This is a genomic window from Streptomyces hawaiiensis, assembly GCF_004803895.1.
Lineage (GTDB): Bacteria > Actinomycetota > Actinomycetes > Streptomycetales > Streptomycetaceae > Streptomyces > Streptomyces hawaiiensis.
In genome coordinates this window covers 8,720,688-8,739,028 of the sequence record NZ_CP021978.1, presented here as the reverse complement: position 1 = coordinate 8,739,028, position 18,341 = coordinate 8,720,688, and the positions used below count along the sequence as shown (strand labels likewise).

Sequence of the window (18,341 nt, the reverse complement as noted above, 5' to 3'; positions counted from 1 at the left end):
TCAACGGCGGACTGCCCATGCACATCGGCGCTACCCTGCTCGGCCACCTCAACATCCAGACCACCCGCGGCTACGTCGCCATGTGCGACGACGATGTCTTCCGCCACTACCTCGCCCACCTGAACGCACGCCGCCGGCTCCGCCCCGATGACGAATACCGCGACGCCACCAGCGCCGAGTGGGACGAGTTCGAGAACACGTCGACAAGCGCAGGTCGAACTCGGCGCATGCGGACGTCCCTACGGCACCCCCTGCCAGCACGAACACGCCGGCATCCGATGCCCCATGCTGTGGCGATCGCGCGGAGCTGCTCGCCCCACAGTCCCCTGCCGCTCTCAGCGACCGAACGGTCATCGTCGCAGGCGTAGCGGGTGGGCGCCGCAACCACCCGTGCCGGTGGTTGACAGAGGGCCGCGCCCGGTGGCGCCGCAGAAGGTATGGGAAGGCTGGGGGTTGTCCCTGGCCGCGAAGGGCCCGGATACGGGCCCGCCCCCCAGGCGTGCACTGCGCTCTGGATGTCTGATACATCTGACGTCGTTGTCATGCATCCGCCGACTAGGCGGATGGGAGCCCGCACGTCTCGGCGGGCGTCGGATGGGGGCCCGCGCGTGTGGGCGGGCGGGGGAGAAGGACAATGACGTATCGGCGTGTGCTCGCATCCGCGGTCTTCGGGGCGCTTTTGCTGGCAGGGCTGCTGTGGTGGGCGGGGACCAGCGCCCACGCACTCAGTCTGCCCGGCGCCACACGGTTCTTCGGCCCGGACCAAGCGAACCGCCTGGCCGCGTGGACGATGCCCTGGTCGTCCGAGTCTCCGTCATCAGCCCAGTTCACCGACCCCGCAGGCGCACCCGGCCACGGCGCGGACTACGCGGCCCTGAGAGAGACCGCCATGCGGGTGCGCTACGCCGCGCTCGTCTTGTTCTTTGCGTGCGGCGCGGTGCCGCTGCTGCGCCGGCTGTCGGACCGCGGCGCCGGGCGCGCGGCCGTCGCCGTGGCGGCCCTGTGGGGCTGGGGCATCGTTGCGGCCATGCTCGCCGTCGCTGTGTCCGCGCCCTGGATGGTCGCTTCCGGCGGCTCCGCCGCGTTTCGGCTGCTGCCCGGCCTGGCGAGCGCCATGTCCCAGGGCCGCGAACTGCCGGTGGGCGCTGCCCTGGTCGCCGCCGCGGCCGCCGTCGGCCTCATGACCCTGCTGCGGCCCGAGGTGACACTCCCACCTGGCCGGTCTGTGCCGACCGTGGCCACCGCGCGGCTCGCCGCGACCGTGGGCACCGCCGTGGTCGCCATCGCCCTCGTCGTCCTGTCCAACGACCGGGTGGCCGGGCGCATACAGACCGGGTTCACGGGCAACGGGCGGCTGTCCGAGCCTGGTGATCTGCTGCGGCAGTGGATCCAGCTGGGCGCCTGGACCCTGCCCACCGGCTCCGATCCCGGGCGCTGGCTGCTGTACCGGCTCGGCGACGTGGCGCTGCTCGCCCTGGTCTGGTGGGGGCTGCGGCTGCTGCCCGTCCTGCTCGACCGCGTCACCTACCCCGCCTACTCACTTGGCGCCGTCGCCGCCACCACCCTGGGCGTGGTGGTGAGCGGAGTCTGGCACTCGCTCCTCTCCTATCAAGGCAGCACCGGCGGGCCCCTGCTCTACTACGTCTCCGTAGGCTCAGGTGTGTCGGCGGCGCTCGTCTTCGGCCTCATCGCCGGCTACGCCGGCACGCTGACCGTCCGGATCCGCAGCCGCGCACAGCAGCCCGTCCCGCCAACACCGTAAACCCAACCGGTCTGACCGGGCTGGCCGTACAGACAGGGCACCGACAAGCCACAGGGCGCTACCGTCGCCGCTCGCGGCCCGCCGGATGGGTCAGCCCGAGCGCAACCGGTCCGGTTGCCGGCCGGTGTTGGTGACCGTGAGGTAGCCGGCGGCCATGTCGGACGTCGGCGGCGGCGGCTGCGGCTGCGGCTGCGGCTGCGGCTGCGGTATATAAGCACCGGTCACCTTGAGCACCGGCTCGTCGTACGCCGCCGCCCCTGGGGAACGACGAGGACACCGCGGACGAGGACGAGGAGCCACAGCCGGTCAACGCGGCGGCACCGACCAGAGGACCGGCGACGGCGGTCCTGGAGCGCAGGATTACGCGGCGCGTCATGACATCGCCCCCTTGACGATCTTGGGAAGGTCGGCAGCGTAGCGCTGCTCCGACGTCCCGGCCGTGTAGGACACCCGCCATGCCTACTTGATCGCGCACCTCCATTGCGGGCACGGCTGGGAAGGCACGTACGGCGTCACGGCCAGTGCCGGCCGGCTACGCCCACGCGCTCGACCTGCTGCACTCGGGTATGCGCAAGCTCGACGTCCCGACGCCGCACTTCACGGACCGAGTCGAGCAGGCCGAACACCTCGTGGCGAACCGCGACCGCACCCCGGCCGTGGTCGACGCGGACCGTGAACTGCTCAGCGAGACGCCACGTCGCCTCAGACGAGTGATCGGCGAGCGCGGCTGCGTCGGGCAACTGCTGCACGGCGAGCCGCACCCGGGCAACGTGCTCACCACGCCGGGTCCTCGTACTGGCGATGATCACGACGTGGCGCTGGGACCGAAACGACCAATTCCCGAACGAACGCCGGCTGGGCACGCAGTGGCTCAGCCAGATCCGGACAGGGCTCGATCCCCGCTCCTGGACACCCATGGCTGATCGCGGACCGCCGAGGCCAGACCACGGCCACGCCCACGGCCAAGGAACCGGGCGTAGGACACCCCGGCGAGAAACGCCGCCTCGGTGCTCCTTCTCAGCGCGAAGCCAGCCCGTGTCGTCGGGCCGCCGCTTCGAAGTAGTCGCCGCCCTTGCGCCTGACGTCGTCCGTGCCCCACGCCTGCCCGCCGTCCCCGGCCGCACCCTGCCCGCCGTCGACGCTCTGCCGCAGCGGTGCCTTCACCAGCCTCGGTATGTGCTTCGAGCAGTGGATGTACGCCTCCTCGACCTCGACCTCCACCCACATCTGAGGACGGCGGCCCGGGACCGGATCGACGGGCAGGCCGGGGTACTTGCGGCGCATGGCCTCGTCGGTGACCAACCGGGCGCGGCCGTTGACGTGCAAACCGATACGGTCCTGGGAGAAGTCGATCATCAAGATGCCGACGTGTGGGTTCTCCCGGATGTTGCCGAGCGAGGCCATGACCCCGTTCCCGCGGTACTCCGGGTACGCCAGGGTCGCGGCATCGATCACCTGGAGAAAACCGGGCGGTCCCGCCCGGAACGTGCTGTCGCACTCCCCGTGCCCGTCCGCCGTGGCGAGGAAGAACATCTCCTGACGGGCTACGAACTCCGTCATTCGCGAGTTGAGCCGGTCGAGCACCTGTTCGCCGTAGAACCGGTCCGCGCGGTCGACGGTGCCCACCTCGCGCTGGATCTGGTGCTCTCCGTGGCTTCCGGGCCGATCTGCCCGCTCGTCGTGGTGCAACGGTCCTCCCTGAAAGGCATTCAATCGAGTGCAGCGGTCCACTGGGCCGAGGGAGTGCGAGCGCCTATGTCCGGGCCATGACCCGGTGTTCACAAGACTCACGTGACCTGATTGCATCGCCGCTCAGGCCGAAAATCGCACCGGCCGTGCCCATGAGGGTAGAGCAGGCCGGCAGAGGGGCTCGGGCCGGGCCACCGCGCCGGGCCCGGCCCCGGCCCCGGGCCGGGGCCGGGGCCGGGGCCGGGCCGGGGCCGGGTCCGGGGCCACCGCCACGGTCTAACCGCGGGCGACACGGTCCGCTGCCACGATGCCGAACGCTTCGCGCGCCTCGCCCCGCCAGCCGCCGTTCGCAAAGGACCGCTGGCTCTCGAAGTGGGCGACCACACGCTCGACAGCCCGCTCCTCGCCTGCGAGCGCAAGGGCACGAGACACAACCACCAGAGGACCTCGCCTCGTTCAAGGACCACTCTCGGCGTGTCGCCCGTCACCAACGTCCCGGGACAGCACATCTAGGGCGTGTCCGCATGGTCAGATGATCTTGGTGTTCCTGAGCACGTGGTGCCCGCGATCCAAGTGGATGCACGCTGCCGAAACCCCTGCCGCCCGGCCTGGCTGAGGGCATGAACGCAACCGCATCTGCTCCCCCGCTCTTGGCGGCACCGCAGCCGTATCGCACCCGGCTCTGGGCAGCTCTGGCCGCCGTCCTGTTCCTGCCGACTGCCGTGGGAGTTGTGACGCCGGCGTCGGAGCGGGCAGGCCGGTGTGTACTCGCGCCGCTGCCGGTCGTCACGACTCTCTCGGTGCTGCCGATCCGAGGTACGGCTACAAGATGCGCGGCTGCCGCACGGGTGCACTGGGCGACTGCCGTTCCCCGAACCATCCTGGAGCAGCTCCTCATCGAGGCCGGGATCAGTCCCACTGATCCTTCAGGGCGGCGGTCGCCTGAGTTCGGGCTCGAGGATCCGTCGAATCTCGTACGGCCGTTCTTCGCCCGTGGCCTGGCGCGTTGAGCGCCCGCGCCGGGCGCGCGTGGCTCAGTCGCCGTACAACCAACTGCCGTACCCGGCGCCGTCCACGAGGTGGTACAGGCCGAAGGCGCCCGGGAACAGCACCAGGGCCAGCACTCCGATCCGCAGCAGGACCGGGGCCGCGACGGTCACGGGCCCGGCCTGGCCCCTGACGGTGCGCCAGTCGCGGCAGCGCCGGATGTCTCCCCCGCAGGCCCACCAGAAGAAGAGCCCGATAAGGATCCCCACCACGGCCATGGCGGCGGCGAACCCTCCGGCGACGGCGAGGAAGGTCGTCCGGTCGTGGTGGTCGCCGACGAACAGGGAGACCACCCCGAGCAGGGGCACGGCGGCCAGCCCGTACAGGGCCCCGCGCGCCGCCACGTCCCTGATCCGGAGCAGGGGTCGGATGATCGCGTCCTCGGTACGCATACGCGGCACCGTAACCCAGCCGCGCCGCCGGGATCACACCGCCTCCGGCCGCCCCGGCTTGACCCTCAGGTCACTCAAAGCCCGACGATGACGGGGTACCACCACCAATCCCACGCCGCCGCCTCCTGCCGAGCCACTCCGCCGTCCACCGAACCCACGCCGCCGTCCGCGCTGATGCCGATCGGTGCCTTCGCCCGCCGCAGCGGACTGACCCCGAGCGCCCTGCGACTCGGGGCTGCTGCGCCCCGCCGAGACCCGCCCGGCACGGCGGGGTGGCGGTGGTTGAACAGCAGCAACAGGCGGATCTGAACCTGGCCGAAGCGCTGCGGCGGGGCATGTCGAGGCTCGCGACTCGCGCGCGCCGAGAAGCCCGGAAGTAGCCGTACCCTGTCGCGACTGGCCGCCTCGATGTTGGCCAGCCTGCGTCACAGTGAGGCGTTGACCCCCTCGGAACTCGCCGCCATCGAAGGACTACAGGCACAGTCTCTGACCCGCGTACTCAATGAACTGCAGGAGCAGGGCCGCATCCGTCGTTCGCGCAGCAACGTGGACGCTCGCCGCCAGAACGTCGTCATCGCCGAAGCGGGACGTGAGCCCGGCGAGAGCATGTGAGGGACTGGCTCTGTCCACGAGAGCGGACAGCATTTGTTCACCGCTTCGTGGCGACGGATCGACCCGTCGGGCCCTTCCTCGTCCCAGGCTTCCGGTTTGCGGCCGTGTGCGACGTAGCCCAGGCGCTCGTACAGGGCGCGCGCCCGGGGGTTGTCCTCCTCCACCGCGAGTTCGGCCCTACGCAGCCCGCGGTGCCTGATCCGCTGTTCGGCAGCGCGGACGAGCAGCGTTCCCAAGCCGCAGGACTGCAGCGCCGGCAGCACGGCGAGCTGCCACAGGGTTCCGGCTTCCTCGGCGACCTCGTAGTCGATGCCGCCGATCGCCACCGGCAGATCCACGGGAGTGCATACAGCCAGGTAGTCCACCTCGCCCGACGCAGCTCGCGCCAGCTCTCGCTCTACGTGACGTAGGTGGGTGGCCGAGCCGGACCAGGTGCACGCTGGCAAATCCTGGGGCAGCAGATCGCGCACGGTGACAGGCATGGTGACGGTGGCATCGGTGGAGTCGTCTTCAGTGGTCACGGTCTGAAGCATGCGACCGCGGCGATGGCACGACAACGGATTTCTACCGGCTTGGTGCCGTGCGTCGGCGCCGACCGGGCTCGCTGGCGTCGCTGCCGCTTGTGGTGAACATCGAACATGACGTGGCTGGAGTGCCTCCCGAAACGCTGAGCAAGTGCTGTCGAAGCTGGTGAACAAAGCCAGAGGGACGGCAATTGCTGGCTGGCGACGGCACTTCGCCAGCGATTGTCGCCGGCTGAGCGCGACGTTCTTCAGATCGCGGCTGGCCTCCTGGAACAGGTGGCTGCGGCAGAAACCACCGAGGGCGGGCCCACCGGGCGAGCGCGAACACCTGATCCGGGAGAAGGGGCGGCTGGCGCGCTATGAGCACCCGTTCCGCGGCCTCGCCCGACGCAGCCGGCCCGCATACCGTTAGCCGCGTTGATCGGCGTAAGCCCCCCGGCCACGGACATGCAGGTTCCTGCCTTGCCCGACTTGGGCCCGTTCCTTGGCAACCGACGCCTCCAGTGCGCAACTGACTATGCGCTGTTCGGCAACGGCAAGGGCCTCTGGGGACCCGGGACCACTGTGGGAGGCACGGAGAGTCTGGCCCTGTTCGATGCCAGACGGCTAGAAGAGGTCGGCCGAGGTTCCCTGCGTGAGATTCTCGAGGATCGTGCGCAACCACGGGCTGCGCACGGCTGGTAGGCGGACCAAGGTGTGCTGGAACGTACCCCGGTCGGCCCGGAACAGGTAGTTGGGGAGTAGTGGGAGCGGGTCGTCGCGGAGGACGTCTTGGGGAATGCGGCCCGATGCGGGAACCGTCGAGTAGAGCTGGGGCGAGACCAGCCACAGCCACACCCCCAGCGGCAGGGGTACAAGGTATGCCGACGTAGTCGGGCTGGCGGGGGTCCAGGTATGACCCGTCTGGGGATGGACCGGCACGAGGAGGATGTCGACGCCCGCGTCCGGGAAGGGCTGTCCCGGTCCAGCCAGGACGGCGCGCCGTTTCGGGGTGCCTGCGGGCAGCAGGGCATCGAGCGCACGTTGGAAGACGTCCGCGGTCAGACCGCCCGGGACTTTCACCGGCTGCCCATGGGAGGCAACCAGCAGGTGGGCGAGCGCCTGGCCGACTGCCGCCTCCCACTGCGGACTCCACAACCAGAAGTGGTTCGGCCCCAACCGTCCTCCCCACGTGGCAACCGGCTCGAACGGCGGCGTTTTCTCCCCCTCTCTGCCAGCTCCTCCCACAAGAGGGGCGCAGCGTGGGTACCGTCAACGGGGAGGCGGTGTACGGCGTCCGAGCTGAGCCGCGCCGCCTGCCAGAGCGAGCAGTCGTCGACCCTGGTCGCCCCGGGGAGGTCGCATGCCTCGCAGGCCATGTTGGGCCCGTCGGCTCCGTCGAGGCCACAGCAGGCACCGCCGCGCTTCTCAGGCATCAGCCTGGTTCCACGGATGTCACCGGGCGGGATGACACTCTCCCCGGGCGTACTGTCGGAAAGGGCGTAGACCAGCGCGTAGACGCCGCGTGCCTCCGCCTCGCCTACATGTTTTCCCATCCGTTGCGGGAACGGCACCTACCACCGCCGTGGATCACCAGCGCAGGGCGGGCAAGTGCCAGCCGCCACGTCTGACTGCGGCAAGCGACTCACTCAATACTCCCGGCGTGCTGCGCCCGTCCCCGGAAACCTTACTGGCGCATATCGGGCGAGAAGATCGTTCTGGAGAACGGCGACAGGTGCCTCCCCGGACCGCGATAACGGATCTAGAACCCCTGGAATTGACCGTCCGCCGGGTTTCCAGGGGGGTGGAGAGCGCATGGAAGGCCTGGCCGTGGAGCCGGATGGGCGCGGCCGGTGCCGTGGCGGTGCAGGAGGCACTTCGGGGTGTAAGCCAAGGCGTTCGCGGGGGCGCCGTACTACGCGACCGAGGACGAGACCACCGCCGCGCTCCGGCGGTTTCCGTCCCAGGCGGATTGGGCCAGCTTCCGGGCGTACTGGGGCGTGACGCGGGTGGCGAGCCGGTGAGCATGGCCTATGGGTGCATGCTGGAGTCCGGCAGTGGGCGGTGGGGCCCTAAAGGCTGTCCCGTAAATGATCTTTCGGTCACCTCGAGTGTGCTTGGCCGCAGTGTGGCCCGCTCGTTCATCCGGCGAGGGCGAGGTTGTGCATCCGGGCGATGCCGTGCATGGCGTAGTGGACTCCGTCGCCTTTGAGACGGCAGTCGCAGAGGATCTTCCAGGTCTTCATGCGGGCGAAGACGTGCTCGACGCGGGCGCGGACCTGTTTGTGGGACTTGTTGTGTGCTTCCTTCCAGTCGGGCAGCTCTTCGCCTCTGCGTCGGCGATGGGGCATGACGAGTCCCGTGCCGGGATAGCCGCCGTCCGCGATCGTGACTGTCCTGCCGACAGCGGCCTTGGCGCCGGATTCCTCCCACGCCTTGCAGTCGTTGCGGTTCCCGGGCAGCGGTCGGCCGACCACGACGACGAGCCGGGTGTCGGCGTCGATCACGACCTGATGGTTGGTGGAGTACCGGTAGTTCTTCGACTGCTCGGCGATGGTGTGGTCGCGGGTGGGCACCAAGGTGCCGTCCACGATGAGCACGGTGTCCTTGGCGAACCGCTTGCGGGGCTGGAGCGCGAGCATCGGCCCGAGATGGTCAATTACGCGGTCCGTCGCGGACTTGGACACCCCGAACAACGGGGCGAGCTGGCGCATCGTCAAATTTGTGCGCCAGTACGCCGTAACCAGCAGCGCCCGGTCCTCCAGGGACAGGCCCCACGGCCGGCCCTTTCGGACCGCGTCGGCACCCTCGCGCCGCAGCACGGTCACCAGCTTCCCGAAGGCACGCGGGCTCAGCCCGGTGAACGGGGCTATCCAGGACGGCTCCGACGCCGTGATCACACCAGCCACGTCGGGATCATCGCACCGGGCCAACCTGCCCTGGCGGCAAGCTTCCCCGCCTCAGTGGAACTCGTGGACCACGTGGATCTCGCCGACAATGTGGGCGTTGAAGTCGTCCAGCTCCTCGGCTGGAACCCAGAGCTCGAGGATCGTCTGCCCGCCCGCCTGTTGGATGGGATACCGGCTCAAGAACTCCGACTCGACCTCAAAACGAGTGACGAAGCCGGCGCCATCGTGCTTCACGTTCCAGTCCCGCGCGATCCTGATCGCGTAGTCCTCGTTGAGGACCGGGTAGAAGATCGGCTGCTCCGGCAGCCGGGGCGGCCACGCACTCCAGTTCAGCTCCAGACCGGACGATACCGGGAGCGCGAACTCAGCAGCTACACAGTTTCCACACCTGGCCAGCTCCGTGACCAGCAGTTACGGGACAACGCTTAGTCGATGACCACATGCATAATAGAAATCGAATAGGGGCCGTCAGTAAGCCGACGACCCCTCACGAAAGACCCGGCTGGCTACTACTCGTTGAACTCGCCAGTAGAGTCACAGGGAGAGCTCAACTGGTTCTCAAACGGACCAGTCGGGTACCGCCCCCAGCACATAACGAACGTATAACTGCCACCGTTTCCGATATTGTGACCCTTACTGCCACATCCGGCGTCGCCGCCGTCGGACATCGTCATCACTCTCTGGTAGCCGTTAGTGGCGATATACGAGTTGTAGAAAACCGCGCCATATACACCCTTGCCATCCGCCAGAGTGTCACAGACCCTGAAGACGTCTCCGTCGTCAGTGAAAGTCATATAGCCGCGGATAGTTTCCACCCGCATGTTCGCGGCAAAGGCCGGACTCGCTGTCGCGACAACCATCGCGGCGGCCCCCGCGGCCCCTGCTACCGTGCGAACGAACTTGGACTTAAGCATTGTCCCCCCATGTATCGGACGTTCTATTCGTGAGCCGAATAAAGACGTCGATCATCGTGCCGGGGTAGTTTGCCATGAACTTGACAGCTCTGCAAAGTAGCCAAGCCACAGGCCGCTTGCCGGGCGTGGAAATTCGCAAGGTGGGCGAGATCCGGCCGTGCGAGGGTGCGCCCTCGTGACGTGGTGGTGCTCGGTGCGGTCTGAGCGACCTTTCTCGCTGCGGATGCGGGCACGTTCGCGGCGCTCGGCGGCCAGGACGCCGCGGTGGCTCGCCGGCCCTGATCCGCAAGGCCGGACGGCGTCGGCTGATCAGCCTGATACGCCCGAAGGCCCCCAGGATGGCCGAGCAGCTGGTCGAGGACATCTTCACCGCGCTCGACGAGCAGACCGTCGTCGTCCCCGGCACGGACGCCGCCGCCCTGATCGTCCCCAGCCTCGCCAGCTCCCTCCAAGCCGTCCTCGGCCAGCGCAAACTCCTCGCCACGAGAATCGAGGAACTGCTGGAGGCCCACCCTCTTTCCAAGGTCCTGACGTCCATGCCCGGCATCGGCGTCAGGACCGGAGCCAGGATCCTCATCGACGTCGGCGACGGCAGCAGTTTCCCGTCCGCCGCCCACCTCGCCGCTTACGCCGGACTCGCCCCGGCGACCCGCAGTTCGGGATCGTCGATCCGCGGCGAACAGTTCGGTGTCAGCCCCGTGACCGCCCAGCGCTGGTCTCAGCTGGCCGGGAACAATTTAGGCTCCCTACCTCGCAGCCCGGCAGTGATCAGGACAGCAGTCACTGCGCCAGGAGGCCATGTGGGCGCAGGTCTCGGCGTTGCTGAACATCCGTGGGTGGGCCTACGCGTGGCGGGGATCTTGTTCGCCCGCCCCGTCCCTCAGTGGCTGGGCGGTGTCCTTGTCGGCGGTGGCGGGACGGGGGTGGACTGGGCGTACCAGCTGGCGAGGAGGCGCAGTTTTTCGAGGTCGCCGTCGGTCTTGCCGGCCTAGACGAATGAGGATTTGGTCGGGGTCGCCCGGCAGGGAGAGGGCTACATAGGTGATGTCGAGGCGGCCGACTACGGGGGGGTTAAACCGTTTGGTGCCCCAGGTGCGTTCGATGACGGTTCGCTCGGACCACCAAGTGCAGAACTCGGGGGATATGGAGCGCAGCTCGGCGACGAATTCGGCGGTCTGCGGGTCGTGGGGGTTGCGGCCGGCCTCGGCGCGCAGGACGCCGACGACCTCGGAGGTGACCTGTTCCCAGTCGAGGTACAGGGAGCGGGCGGCGGGGTCGAGGAGCATCCAGCGCAGCAGGTTGCACTCGTCGGCCGGGCGGTGGTTGAACGGGGTGAGCATCGCGTCGAGGAGGTTGTTGGAGGCCAGGACCTCGTTGCGGCGGCCGAGGACGAAGGCGGGCTGGTCGTGCAGTCCGTTCAGCATGCGCAGCAGATCGGGCCGCACCTGCTGGGGCGGCGCCTGCTGCGCGCTGCGGCGGGGCTGGGGGCTCAGTAGGTCGCGCAGGTACTGGGGCGCGCATCCGTGGACGGCCTGGACGTTCTCGACAGGCTGGGGAACGCAGCGCACCCTCGATGCCTTCCTGGTGCAGCCCGATGTCGTCATGGAAGTCGACGTCGACGTCGCCCGCGGCAGCGCCGGACGGTGGCGGCACCGGCCCCGGCCCCGGCCTCGGCCCCACCGCATCCTCGCGGACGTCGACGTCCAGGGGGCCGTTGTTCGGCGAAGACGGCACCCTGTCATGAGTCAGGGCCGGGCCTGGTCGGCTCCGTGGTCGGGCCGACCACGGCAGCGGCAGTGAGCTGCTGACGCAGGTCCAGAGAGCAGCGCAACCGTACGTCCCGACTGAACGGCGTCCCGCGTCCATGTCTGCTCCGCTGTGGCCGTCGCCCACCGGTCGGCGAGCAGCTGCTGGAAGGCCAGCACGGTGGCGTCGGCGGCGGCCGCGACGTCAACGACGAGCAGGCCCGGCTCGCTTACGTGTGTCTCGCGGATCGGGTCCATGTACGTCGCTTCGCCCAGCCCCCTGGGAGAGTTCCGCCGCTGCCGTGTCCTCACCCGACCGAGCGGGTGTTCAGGGGCTGTCACCGGACCAGTCCCAGTGGGCCGGATCGCCGGAGCGCGGATCGTACAGCGCCCGGCCCCCAGGCCCGAACTGCCCGAGCTCGGTGAGGAGGGCGACACCGTCGTCGATCTCCTCCGGCCTCCAGCCGGTGATGTCGAGCAGCAAACCGTCCAGCGGCCCGCCCACCAGTTCAGCGTAGCGCCGTCCCGGCTTCGGGCCCGGGCGTTCGTGGTCGGCGCCGTAGATCCGGCCGCGCAGGAATTGCTCGTCATCACGGTCCATCCGTTCAGCCTTGCAGCCGCCACTGACAGCGCGGGTCTGCCCGGGTCAGCTGGGGAAACGCGAGAGCCAGGTGCCGCCGGCCTTCTGCTCGGGCACGGCCTGGTCCTGCTCCTGGTGCTCCGGCGCGGGCTGTTGGGCTTGGCGTTCGGCGGTGACGGCCCGCTGCTTGCAGGCGTCGCACAGGTGCTGGTGGGTCTCCCGTGGGGCGCGCAGTGGGTGCGGTCGATCGCCTTCCACCTCGTTCTGCGCCGCAACAGCTTGGCGTGAATCAGCCATCTTCTTGGCGCGGACCTGCCATCGCGGCCGGACGGTGTTCCGGCGCACCTACGCTCGGTTTCATCGGCGTGATCCACACAGATCTCCGCAGGTGTGCACGGCGCCGGGCCGATCGTGGCTCGACCAAGACCGGGCCGGGACGGAGCTGACAATGACCGGTACCCATCCGGACCGAGCCGGCGGCCGGGACCCGGGGATCATCGCGGTACTCGGTGCGTTCGTTCTCAACGGCGCGCTGCTTGGCTCGTGGGCCCCTCGGGTGCCGGGGCTGGGCGCGCAGATCGGTGCGGACGAGGGTGCGCTGGGGCTGTCCCTGCTCGGTGCCAGCGTAGGTATGATCGCCGCTTCGATTCTCGCCGGTCGGCTGTGCGCGGCGTTCGGCGCTCGCGTCGTGATGACGGTGTCCGGCATTGCCGGCTCCGCAATGCTTCCGGCTCTGGGACTGGCGAGGTCGCCCGCGACGCTCGGCCTGCTGCTGATCGTGCTCGGTGCAATGGTCGGCGTGATGGACGTGGCGATGAACGTGGCCGGCGTGACAGCGACCCGGCGGACCGGCCGGGCCATCATGCCGCTGTTCCACGCGGCCTTCAGTTTCGGCACGCTGGCCGGTTCGGTCGGCGCTGCGGTCGCGGCCGGACAAGGGTGGGCACCGAGCCGTCATTTCGTCATCGTCGCGGTGATCTGCGGCGGCGTCACCGTCGGCATCGCCCGCTGGATCCCCGTCGAGGAACTACTGAGGGTGCCCGCAGAGAGCGGGCGCGCCGGGCGGGCACCGTTCAGGCGGCCCGTGCTGTGGCTGCTCGGCGGCGTGGCACTGTGTGCCTCGATAGCCGAAGGAGCGACCGCGGACTGGTCGGCACTGTTCGGTGTGCAGGAGCGCGGTTTCAGCGAGGCCACCGGCGCCCTGATCTACTCGTGCTTCTCGATCACCATGGCGTGCACCCGCTTGTGCGGTGAGGCGATCCAGCGTCGTTGGGGCGCACCACGGATGCTCATCGGGGGTGCGGCGATCGGTGGGCTGGGGCTGGCCACCGGGGTCATGGCGCCGTCGCCGGCGCTCACCTTCACCGGCTTCGCTGTCGCTGGTATCGGTTTGGCGTACGCGTCTCCCGTCGTCATGGAGTTGAGTGGCGCGGCCGGGCGACGGGCCGACGGGAGCGGTGGTGAGCGCGAGGTTGCGTTTGCGACAACCCTTGCCTACAGCGGGTTCTTGCTCGGCCCTCCCATGGTGGGTGGGGTCGCCGAGCTGACCAGTCTGCCGGTCGCGCTTGGCGCTGTCGCGGTGCTCGTGTTGTTGATCGGCCCTCTGACTCTGGCCGCGGGTACTTTCCGGCGCCGGGAGTTGTCGTCGGCCGAGGAGTCAGCGTGAACCCCGCCCGAGGCAGAACGATCCCGCGCAGAATGGGCTAAAGGGTGTTGCAGAAGGCTGGGTGGCGGCATGTCTGGGTGGTGGCTGGCCTGCTGTTTCACCCGGTCATGGCGAGGTTGTGCGTGATGGCGACGGCTTGGACGGCGTGGTGTGGGCCGTCGCCCCGTAGGCGGCAGTCGCGCAGGATCTTCCAGTTCTTCATCCGGGCGAAGGTGTGCTCGACGCGGGCCCGCACCCGCCGGTGTTCGGCATTGTCTTCCTCCTGGCCGCGCAGGAGGGGGCGTCCGGCTCGTTTGCGGTGCGGGACGATCAGCCCGGTGCCCAGGTAGGCGCCGTCCGCGATCACGGCCTTTGTGTAGAAGAGCGGTGGATTCGGGTGCGGGCACGGTGTCCTGCTTCCTCTGGCCGGAGGGCCAGGGCGGGCAACTGTCGGTCGCCCCGCGCACATCCACAGTGCGCACGGGGCGGGCACCACCCTGCGGGATCACCCCTTGACTGCGGTCGGCCTATCCCGGCCTGCGATATCCGATTTACCCCTTCGCCGGGCGGTTCGTCCGTGGCCAGTGCCACACCGCCCGGCCGCCAGTCGTGCGACGTCGGAGCCGAACAGAACGAAGAGCCGCGGCTGCGCGTCCCCACGCGGCCGCGATCCTGGCGACACAGGAGTCCGGAGCGACGGACACCGACCCGCACAAGCTGGTCGCGGAGGCCATCGCGGCCGCTATCTCCGGCAAGACGGCGGACGAGCGGGCCTGAAGGTCGAATTCAAGGACGTGAGGTTGTTCAACATCGCGTTTAGCTGCACCGAATTCACGACCGAGATAAACTTGTCTACTGGGCCGATGCACGACAGCTGTCAGAAGCAGACTCAGCGCTCCTGACAGAATGATCTGCCTCGACGTCTTCATAGCCACATCAGGATCGGTGAACGTGGTTGGTAGTGTCCGGCGGTGACCTTGACGGACGCGGCTTTGTCCGCGAGGGCGGACAGCGTCAAAGTGGTCCGGGAGGCGTCTTGCCGTCGGCACCGGCTCGGAGTGTCTACGGGTTCTGAGAGCACCGGGCCTTCCTAGCCGGTCGAGCGCGGCGGTGGTCTCAGCGCCAGTCGTCGATCACATACGCGTCGGGGTGGCTGTATCCGGGTTCGTTGGGCCTGTGCATGGTCACGCCCTGCAACCAAGTGCGGAAACCGCGGTCGATCATGCGCCGGTAGGCATCCGGGCGGCCCAGGTTCACTCCGGCATCCAACTCCCCCAGTCCGCGCTCGACGGCCGACCGCTCGCACGCGTCGAGCAGTCGCTCGAACCGGTCGGCGGCCTCCGGACCAGGACGTACGGCGCCGAATTTGACGAAGCACACGTCGGTGCCGGCCTCCGACCCGGCTCCGCAGTGGCAGACGGCCAGGCCATCGAGCTCGGAGCCAGCACCATGGAGCAGGATGGTGTCACCGAGTCCCTGCGCGTGCACGGCCACGATCTCGCGTTCCAGGCTCAGGCCCTCGTACACGGCTCCGGTCAGTGCGCGACAGAGGCTCAGCGCGTCGGGCCGCTCGGCGGCGGGCAGTTCGCCATAGAGCACCCGGCCGGGGACTGCGGCACCGTCTGCGACCTGCTTCTTCATGATGGCTGTGAGGAATCGAGGCCAGAAACCGTACCGGCGGTAGAGCTCAAGGTGCTTGGCACTGTGCGAGAAGGTGAACAGGCCGAGGTGCTGGTTCCCCCAGGCGTCGAAGCAGTCCATGACAGGCTCCATCAGACGCCTGCCGATGCCCTGGTCCCACAGATCCGGACGCACGGTCAGCGGGCCGAAGTAACCGACGCTGCCCCAGTTGGTGGCGAAGTTCGATCCGGCGAGCTCGCCCTCGACCGCCGCCGCGAACGCCGCGCGTGGATCTGCCGCCCAGCGGGTGCGGACGTAGTCGACGGTCCCGAAGGGATCGGGGACCCCGAGGAACGTCCCGAAGGCCATCCTGCAGATCTCATCGGCCCGATCCAGGTCCGACTCACCCAGCGGGCGGACTGATACCGGGGCCACTCCACTTCCACTCTTGCGTTCCGCTGCTGGTGGGATCATCGCTCTCTCCTTCCCACCCCCGTTCCATCGCACCACGGAGGTGCCTCGCAGGCGAGGCGAACGGTCCGGCGATATACCCGAGGATCGAGGACCAGGCCGGTCTACCTTGCCTTTCCGCGGGAACCACCGCAGGGAGCCGGCGCCAGCGACCCCATGGCCACCTGGATCGCCCTCTCCGACTCCACACGGTGAGCGACCTGGGTCGGCTCCTACGAGTACGGACGCTCAGGAAGGCCACCCTGCTCGGGACGGGGAGTCAGCCGGCTCGTCGTTCCCAGCGGATACGTAGGCGTCGGAAGCCGTGAAGCCAGGCGAAGGTGCGCTTGGCCACCGAGCAGGATCGCGAGCGGAGTGCCGTGTCCGTCGGTGATGAGGTGGTGTTGCGATCCGGCTCGTCCACGGTCGACCTGCGAGGGGGCTGTGTGCTGCCCCCATTCAGGGCCCTGACGTGGGACGAGTCGACCACACACGGGACCAGTCTTGTAGGAGTTGTTCTACGAGTGGTACCAGCCCCTCCAGCGCGGCCCCAGGGCGGTGGCCTACGCCGATATGGAGACCGGCAGGCGTTGGCGGCCATCGTGTTCGTGGCCACGACTGGCTGTATATGGCGCCAACTGCCGTCGGCATTCGGGCCGTCCGGGATCCAACCGCGCATCGGCGACCCACCGAGTGGAGCCGGGCCCGGGTGTGGCGCAGGCTCCACCGCCTGGTTCTGGAGAGTCGCCGCCCGAGGGGAGCTGGACTGGTCAAGGTGCGCGATCGACTCGGTGAACATGCGGGGCAGCGAAAAAGGGGGCCTGCCCGGGTCCGAATCCCGTAGATCGCGGCAAGAGAAGGATCAAAGATTCGTCCCGCTATCGAGCACTTCCTGGCCGTCGGCGCTGATGCTGGGCGACGCCAGCGCGGACCAGGCGGAGGTCGGCTCCTTCGCCGCACCGGCCGCGCTCGGTGGAGGAACGTCGGTCACGCTGCATGTCTTTGTGCCGGACGTGGACAGCTTGGCGGAGCGCGCGGAGGCTGCCGGCGCCGAGATTCTCCAGCCGCCGACAGATATGTTTCATGGTGACCGCACCGTCATCCTCAAGGACCCTTCGGGTCACATGTGGGTATTTCTGACCCACTTGGAAGACGTCTCGAAAGAGGAGCTTCGGCGCCGGCTGGTCGCCACCGGGTGACCTCCTGTAGTTGGGCGCGGTGGACCGGAAGGACCGAACCCGGTGACAGTAACTGCGCTTCCCGCACTGTTGGAAGACATGTTGCGCGCCGACCTAGTGACGACAAGTGTGCGTCGCCGACTCGAAGGCGCAGGTCAGCGTCCACCCATGGTGACAATTAGGGGATGTCCCTGGTGGGCCTACGGACGCCACTCTGGCGGTTCTTTGCGCACCGGCATGGGCCCCAGGGGGCTCATTGTGTGAGCCCACCTGGGGCCGGGGGCCGTGCATGGCTGCCGCCGGCGAGATGGACTTCTCGTGCTCAGGCCGCCGCGTGAGCGTCCGAGCCCGTGATCGCCTGCTTCGGCGCGGTCTGGCAACGGCGACGGCTGATCGCAAAGAGTGGGAGGCACCCGAACCGCGCTGTGTTCGACGGTCACGAGTAACTCGTGCACACAGTCAGCCTGGGGCGGGCATCCGCTGGACACGGCACCTGACCAGCCAGGATGCTCGGTTGCACCAGATGCAGAGCAGCTACCGGCGGCGGCAGACGAACTCACCGTGTGTCGGCGTGCGGGGCGCATGCGAGACGATCTCGAAGCCGGCCCGCTCCAGCATGCCCTCCAGGATCCAGGCGTAGGTGGAGAACTCCTCCCGGACATGCGCCTCGAAGTCCGCCCGGGTGAAGCCTTGGTCCTCAGGACGTCCTGCGGTTTCGATCCATCGCTGCAGACGCTCTTCAAAGTCGGCAGGTGGGAAGCTGAAGATGACGTCCCACAGGTAGAAGGTGCCGCCTGGCCGCAGCATGACGGCCACGTTCAGGAGCGCCTGCTGCTTCCAGAAATCCGGCAGTTGATGCAGGGCCGACTTGGTGGTCACCACGTCCGCATGCCCCGCGCGGTGGACGTAGTCCAAGAACCCCGCTCGGTGCCAGCCTGCGCTGGCACCGACCCGTTCCGCCCTGGCCTGGGCGAAGGCGAGCATCTCCTCCGAGACGTCGACGCCGTGCGCCTCGGCCCCGCGTCGTGCCGCCTGGACCACCAGTGAGCCGGTGCCGCAGGCCAGGTCGACAAGGCGGCTGCCCGCGACGACACCGAGTCGGTCGAGTAGTGCGTCGTCGGCATCCGGGTCGGTGCCTTGGTTGCGGTCGTAGGCGGCCACCGCGGCCGGGCTGCCGAGGTCGATGCCAACAGGCTCGTACTCGCGGAAGAACCATGCGGGGCGTGGGCGGGTCGTGTCACTTCGTGGCATGACCCCTTTGTAGGGTCCGGCAGATCCAGCGGCAACAGCAACAT

The 18,341-nt window shown here is 68.7% G+C and carries 17 protein-coding genes and 6 pseudogenes; 7 read left to right on the top strand and 16 right to left on the bottom strand.

What is annotated here, in order from left to right:
* Nucleotides 1-17: 17 nt before the first annotated feature.
* Both CEB94_RS39645 and CEB94_RS39640 read left to right on the top strand, forming a co-directional pair.
* Nucleotides 18-368, top strand: a complete 351-nt coding sequence (locus tag CEB94_RS39645) for a hypothetical protein (RefSeq protein WP_246112081.1) — start codon at nt 18-20, stop codon at nt 366-368.
* Between the two features lie 266 nt (nt 369-634).
* Nucleotides 635-1,762 carry a hypothetical protein gene (locus CEB94_RS39640; RefSeq protein ID WP_175436731.1) on the top strand — a complete coding sequence of 376 codons (1,128 nt, stop codon included), beginning with the start codon at nt 635-637 and terminating at the stop codon, nt 1,760-1,762.
* A 90-nt stretch (nt 1,763-1,852) separates the two neighbouring features.
* On the opposite strand, the gene CEB94_RS39635 is transcribed toward CEB94_RS39640, so the two are convergent.
* The 4 genes from CEB94_RS39635 to CEB94_RS39620 all read right to left on the bottom strand — a co-directional run bounded on the left by CEB94_RS39635 (nt 1,853) and on the right by CEB94_RS39620 (nt 4,890).
* The gene (locus CEB94_RS39635; RefSeq protein WP_175430204.1) at nt 1,853-1,996 is read right to left on the bottom strand and encodes a hypothetical protein; all 144 of its coding nucleotides are present in this window, start codon (nt 1,994-1,996) and stop codon (nt 1,853-1,855) included.
* 278 nt (nt 1,997-2,274) lie between these two features.
* Nucleotides 2,275-2,571, bottom strand: coding sequence for a hypothetical protein (locus CEB94_RS39630; protein ID WP_175436730.1), 297 nt, complete (start codon nt 2,569-2,571; stop codon nt 2,275-2,277).
* A gap of 208 nt (nt 2,572-2,779) precedes the next feature.
* Nucleotides 2,780-3,451 (bottom strand): pyridoxamine 5'-phosphate oxidase family protein, encoded by a 672-nt coding sequence (locus tag CEB94_RS39625; RefSeq protein WP_246112080.1) that lies wholly within the window; start codon nt 3,449-3,451, stop codon nt 2,780-2,782.
* 1,034 nt (nt 3,452-4,485) lie between these two features.
* On the bottom strand, nt 4,486-4,890 hold the full coding sequence (locus CEB94_RS39620; protein WP_175436728.1) for a DUF6336 family protein: 405 nt from the start codon (nt 4,888-4,890) through the stop codon (nt 4,486-4,488).
* Between the two features lie 408 nt (nt 4,891-5,298).
* Between CEB94_RS39620 and CEB94_RS39615 the strand changes: the two genes are divergently transcribed.
* On the top strand, nt 5,299-5,502 hold the full coding sequence (locus CEB94_RS39615) for a MarR family winged helix-turn-helix transcriptional regulator (RefSeq protein ID WP_246112079.1): 204 nt from the start codon (nt 5,299-5,301) through the stop codon (nt 5,500-5,502).
* Between the two features lie 38 nt (nt 5,503-5,540).
* Here the strand turns inward: CEB94_RS39615 and CEB94_RS39610 are convergent.
* From CEB94_RS39610 to CEB94_RS39595, 4 genes and pseudogenes are all read right to left on the bottom strand, one after another.
* Nucleotides 5,541-6,035 (bottom strand): annotated as a pseudogene (locus CEB94_RS39610) (GNAT family N-acetyltransferase); the annotation flags it as partial.
* A gap of 597 nt (nt 6,036-6,632) precedes the next feature.
* Nucleotides 6,633-7,546 (bottom strand): annotated as a pseudogene (locus tag CEB94_RS39605) (hypothetical protein); the annotation flags it as partial.
* Between the two features lie 600 nt (nt 7,547-8,146).
* Nucleotides 8,147-8,914 carry a transposase gene (locus tag CEB94_RS39600; protein WP_175436727.1) on the bottom strand — a complete coding sequence of 256 codons (768 nt, stop codon included), beginning with the start codon at nt 8,912-8,914 and terminating at the stop codon, nt 8,147-8,149.
* Between the two features lie 51 nt (nt 8,915-8,965).
* Nucleotides 8,966-9,310, bottom strand: coding sequence for a hypothetical protein (locus CEB94_RS39595; protein WP_425472567.1), 345 nt, complete (start codon nt 9,308-9,310; stop codon nt 8,966-8,968).
* Between the two features lie 778 nt (nt 9,311-10,088).
* Between CEB94_RS39595 and CEB94_RS39590 the strand changes: the two are divergent.
* Nucleotides 10,089-10,508 (top strand): annotated as a pseudogene (locus tag CEB94_RS39590) (transposase); the annotation flags it as partial.
* Nucleotides 10,509-10,670: 162 nt separating this feature from the next.
* On the opposite strand, the gene CEB94_RS42380 reads toward CEB94_RS39590, so the two are convergent.
* From CEB94_RS42380 to CEB94_RS39575, 4 genes are all read right to left on the bottom strand, one after another.
* Complete coding sequence (locus CEB94_RS42380; RefSeq protein ID WP_175436726.1) at nt 10,671-11,252, bottom strand: MmyB family transcriptional regulator; 582 nt, start codon at nt 11,250-11,252, stop codon at nt 10,671-10,673.
* Between the two features lie 321 nt (nt 11,253-11,573).
* Complete coding sequence (locus CEB94_RS41515) at nt 11,574-11,831, bottom strand: DUF6207 family protein (RefSeq protein WP_246112077.1); 258 nt, start codon at nt 11,829-11,831, stop codon at nt 11,574-11,576.
* Between the two features lie 70 nt (nt 11,832-11,901).
* On the bottom strand, nt 11,902-12,174 hold the full coding sequence (locus CEB94_RS39580) for a hypothetical protein (protein ID WP_175436725.1): 273 nt from the start codon (nt 12,172-12,174) through the stop codon (nt 11,902-11,904).
* A 45-nt stretch (nt 12,175-12,219) separates the two neighbouring features.
* On the bottom strand, nt 12,220-12,450 hold the full coding sequence (locus CEB94_RS39575; RefSeq protein ID WP_175436724.1) for a hypothetical protein: 231 nt from the start codon (nt 12,448-12,450) through the stop codon (nt 12,220-12,222).
* Between the two features lie 151 nt (nt 12,451-12,601).
* On the opposite strand from CEB94_RS39575, the gene CEB94_RS39570 reads away from it, so the two are divergent.
* Nucleotides 12,602-13,819: an MFS transporter gene (locus tag CEB94_RS39570; RefSeq protein WP_175436723.1), complete on the top strand. Its 1,218-nt coding sequence runs from the start codon at nt 12,602-12,604 to the stop codon at nt 13,817-13,819.
* Nucleotides 13,820-13,916: 97 nt separating this feature from the next.
* Here the strand turns inward: CEB94_RS39570 and CEB94_RS39565 are convergent.
* The 3 genes and pseudogenes from CEB94_RS39565 to CEB94_RS39555 all read right to left on the bottom strand — a co-directional run.
* Nucleotides 13,917-14,165: pseudogene (locus CEB94_RS39565) on the bottom strand (transposase family protein); the annotation flags it as partial.
* Between the two features lie 749 nt (nt 14,166-14,914).
* Nucleotides 14,915-15,787, bottom strand: coding sequence for a GNAT family N-acetyltransferase (locus tag CEB94_RS39560; RefSeq protein WP_218945960.1), 873 nt, complete (start codon nt 15,785-15,787; stop codon nt 14,915-14,917).
* 367 nt (nt 15,788-16,154) lie between these two features.
* Nucleotides 16,155-16,361: pseudogene (locus tag CEB94_RS39555) on the bottom strand (hypothetical protein); the annotation flags it as partial.
* On the opposite strand from CEB94_RS39555, the pseudogene CEB94_RS42375 reads away from it, so the two are divergent.
* Together CEB94_RS42375 and CEB94_RS41505 are read left to right on the top strand one after the other, a co-directional pair.
* A pseudogene (locus tag CEB94_RS42375) lies at nt 16,336-16,735 on the top strand (transposase); the annotation flags it as partial. The pseudogenes CEB94_RS39555 and CEB94_RS42375 overlap by 26 nt on opposite strands.
* On the top strand, nt 16,690-17,067 hold the full coding sequence (locus CEB94_RS41505; RefSeq protein ID WP_425472566.1) for a VOC family protein: 378 nt from the start codon (nt 16,690-16,692) through the stop codon (nt 17,065-17,067). The pseudogene CEB94_RS42375 and the gene CEB94_RS41505, both read left to right, overlap by 46 nt.
* Before the next feature lie 513 nt (nt 17,068-17,580).
* Here CEB94_RS41505 and CEB94_RS39540 read toward each other — a convergent pair.
* Nucleotides 17,581-18,297, bottom strand: a complete 717-nt coding sequence (locus CEB94_RS39540) for a class I SAM-dependent methyltransferase (protein WP_175436721.1) — start codon at nt 18,295-18,297, stop codon at nt 17,581-17,583.
* Nucleotides 18,298-18,341 lie beyond the last annotated feature (44 nt).